8 protein-coding genes and 1 pseudogene are annotated in these 2,651 nt (G+C 36.8%); 4 read left to right on the plus strand and 5 right to left on the minus strand.

Annotation, left to right across the window (positions count from 1 at the left end):
• The 3 genes from AB840_RS15045 to AB840_RS15055 form a co-directional block, all read right to left on the minus strand.
• A partial coding sequence (locus AB840_RS15045) for a hypothetical protein (protein WP_048515595.1) occupies positions 1–221 on the minus strand: 221 nt, incomplete at its 3' end.
• On the minus strand, positions 196–408 hold the full coding sequence (locus AB840_RS15050; protein WP_048515639.1) for a hypothetical protein: 213 nt from the start codon (positions 406–408) through the stop codon (positions 196–198). The genes AB840_RS15045 and AB840_RS15050, both read right to left, overlap by 26 nt.
• A 17-nt stretch (positions 409–425) precedes the next feature.
• On the minus strand, positions 426–614 hold the full coding sequence (locus AB840_RS15055) for a helix-turn-helix domain-containing protein (protein ID WP_048515640.1): 189 nt from the start codon (positions 612–614) through the stop codon (positions 426–428).
• Between the two features lie 51 nt (positions 615–665).
• Between AB840_RS15055 and AB840_RS15060 the strand changes: the two genes are divergently transcribed.
• On the plus strand, positions 666–845 hold the full coding sequence (locus AB840_RS15060) for a hypothetical protein (RefSeq protein ID WP_048515641.1): 180 nt from the start codon (positions 666–668) through the stop codon (positions 843–845).
• A 25-nt stretch (positions 846–870) separates the two neighbouring features.
• On the opposite strand, the gene AB840_RS17355 is transcribed toward AB840_RS15060, so the two are convergent.
• Both AB840_RS17355 and AB840_RS15065 read right to left on the minus strand, forming a co-directional pair.
• Positions 871–1,038 carry a hypothetical protein gene (locus tag AB840_RS17355; RefSeq protein WP_159445854.1) on the minus strand — a complete coding sequence of 56 codons (168 nt, stop codon included), beginning with the start codon at positions 1,036–1,038 and terminating at the stop codon, positions 871–873.
• Positions 1,039–1,095: 57 nt separating this feature from the next.
• Positions 1,096–1,302 carry a helix-turn-helix domain-containing protein gene (locus AB840_RS15065; RefSeq protein ID WP_048515642.1) on the minus strand — a complete coding sequence of 69 codons (207 nt, stop codon included), beginning with the start codon at positions 1,300–1,302 and terminating at the stop codon, positions 1,096–1,098.
• Positions 1,303–1,453: 151 nt separating this feature from the next.
• Here AB840_RS15065 and AB840_RS15920 point away from each other — a divergent pair, with 151 nt between their 5' ends.
• From AB840_RS15920 to AB840_RS15080, 3 genes and pseudogenes are all read left to right on the plus strand, one after another.
• A complete protein-coding gene (locus AB840_RS15920; protein WP_053078222.1) occupies positions 1,454–1,834 on the plus strand; it encodes a helix-turn-helix domain-containing protein in 381 nt (126 codons plus the stop codon).
• Positions 1,831–2,094 (plus strand): hypothetical protein, encoded by a 264-nt coding sequence (locus AB840_RS15075; RefSeq protein WP_048515643.1) that lies wholly within the window; start codon positions 1,831–1,833, stop codon positions 2,092–2,094. Before AB840_RS15920 ends, AB840_RS15075 begins: the two co-directional genes overlap by 4 nt.
• A gap of 297 nt (positions 2,095–2,391) precedes the next feature.
• Positions 2,392–2,651: pseudogene (locus tag AB840_RS15080) on the plus strand (hypothetical protein); the annotation flags it as partial.

The raw sequence follows: 2,651 nt of genomic DNA on the forward strand, positions 1-2,651 counted from the left end.
ATCATAATCATGCCGTCGCGGTACATTGCAGTGATAATCATGAGTACTCCGAAAAGCAAGGCGCCTAAGATAATTGCGAATGCCATAGCACGGTCGGCTTCATCACTGAGTTCTTGATATATTTCAGCTTGCCGCATGTAGCGGTCAAATTCCGGATCCGGTTCTTCAATGACTTTATTCTGTGGGTGCCTGGAGTTAATCCACGGCATTATCGTTTTCATTTTTATGCTCCTCTCTGTAATTCCGCAAAGCCTTGGTCACTCTGCACCGTGTTTTTTTCTTATGTCGCGGAGCGCTGTATGACGGGCACTTCTGGCAGTCTCGATGTACGGGCACGAATTGGTCATTCTGCCTGACTACCATGTAGGCACCGTCAAGTATCTTTCGCCCGCATTGAGTGCACTTCATTGGCTCCTCCTTTCCATCTACAAATTTCCGTCCATAAAAGCCTGCAGCCGTTTTGGATAGATGATGTACCGATATCGCTTGCCACGGCCATTCATATCAAGTGCCGTACCGAATGGCAACTTGCCGGCTTTCAGCCCACAGCGTATGAACTGAGGGCTGACATGTAAAATTTTTGCTGCTGCCTCTACTGTAAGAGTAGATTCCATATGTGTTCGCCTCCTTTCGTGGTATAATCACCTCAAAGGAGGTGATTATTTATGGACGAAGATAAAAAATATAAATTACTTAAAATTATCGAACAGTTTGAATCGGATTATAAACATACGTTACTTCAGGATGAAACTAAAATTGACAAGGTAACATTTGAACTGTTTTACAATTTAGGTGCCGACGTTAAACATGCTTTAGAAAATATTGTTCATGAGATTTCAAAATAGCCACCATTGCCGCTGATAACTGACATTATTGGCGGCTTTTCCATAAATCATTTACATCAATTTCAATATGTGCCCCCAGTCTTGCGAGTTCGTATGCTGCTTGCTTCATTGCCGATACGGAATCATTAAACGTCTTTACGGCATCGTCAAACTCCTGAACACCCTTGACGGTTACATTACTTTGATTTTCCATCTCTCTCACCTCCTCTCGTTTATAGTCAATCATTGTCTTAATTTGCATATATGCAAATTAAGGAGCAAAAAAAATTTCTTCGGTGTCGTTAAAAGAAAGGTGTAGTCTTTCACGAAGTATTGTAATTTCATTTCTTGTAAAGTCACTGTATCCATTCATTTTCCTATATAACGTAGATTGATTGATCCCCAACATATTTGCAACATTTTCTAAAGTAAATCCTTTTTTACTTACAATATATTTAAATTTATCAACATGAAACATATTATCACCTCCCCTCATTTGCATCTATGCAAACATTATAACCTCAGTTTTTAATCGTGTCAATGCATATATGCAATTTATTTAATTTTATATTGCATTTTTGCAAATAAGACGATATAATATACCCAATATTAAAAAGAGGTGCCATCTTATGAAAAATGTACAAGCTATAATAAAAGATGCTAGAATAAAACTAGGCTTAACTATGAAAGAATTAGCTGACAAAGTAGGGGTAAACGTAGGAACCGTCTCTCGTTGGGAATCTGGAGAAGTTGCAAATATGACTAGAAAAAATATGGTTCAATTAGCTAGAGCTTTAAATATATCTCCTATGGATCTATTAGATGATTCATCTCCAACAGATATTGAATATTACATGGATCCCGAAGTAGCCGCAATGGCTGAACAGCTTCGTACTAATCCCAATGGACGCATCTTGTTTGATGCGTCGAAAGATCTAACAAAGGAAGATGTCGATATCGTGCTAAATCTTATCAATGGTCTGAAAGCGAAAGAAGGAAAGAATGATTGAGCATTATTTTAATATATCATAACTTACCCTCACGAATTTGTGCACTTACCCATGCAAATGATGATGGCAGCTATACTATCTTAGTGAATCAAAATATTTGTCATAAGCGGCAATTAAAAGCTGTCCTGCACGAACTATCCCATATTGAAAGAAATGATTTTACAAGTGAAGAGCAGGCTGACCTCTTAGAAAAAATGTTACATGCTCATGATGAAATGGATATTGATTTATCCCAGTTTCAATTTTTTATTGCTATATAATTTCTGATGAACTTCACTTTTATAATAAAAAAAAATCCCGCCACCGGGGGCAACCGAAAACGAGTCAGAACTGAAAGTATCACACACTAATCGTGATGGATAAATAATTATGTATAATTGTAATTATACATGTGATATTTTAGTTTTCTACTATAAATTGTAGTTTTATGAAACTTTTATATACTATTCTGGAATTTTTTTCGTATATTTTAGACACTTGATATTTTTTGAAAGTATAAATTTACATTTTCCAGATTGACATAATAGTGTTATAGCTTTATAATGGAGACACTTAAAGTGAGTGCCGAAATCTCTACGGGGATCGGTGCGAAGGAAAAGCCTTCTCCATTATTGGGAGGAGGCTTTTTTCTTTTGAAAGAATTTAAAACTATTGATGAGCAGATACAGCTTCTTCGCGAACGCGGGTTGGTAATTGACGATACAGAAAGAGCCAAGGCATACTTGCTTACTCAAAATTACTATAACATTATCAATGGCTATGCTAACTATTTCCCGCGCAATGGTGATCAATATACTGCTAGCACTAACTTTGATGA

It is taken from the genome of Megasphaera cerevisiae DSM 20462 (genome assembly GCF_001045675.1).
GTDB lineage: Bacteria > Bacillota > Negativicutes > Veillonellales > Megasphaeraceae > Megasphaera > Megasphaera cerevisiae.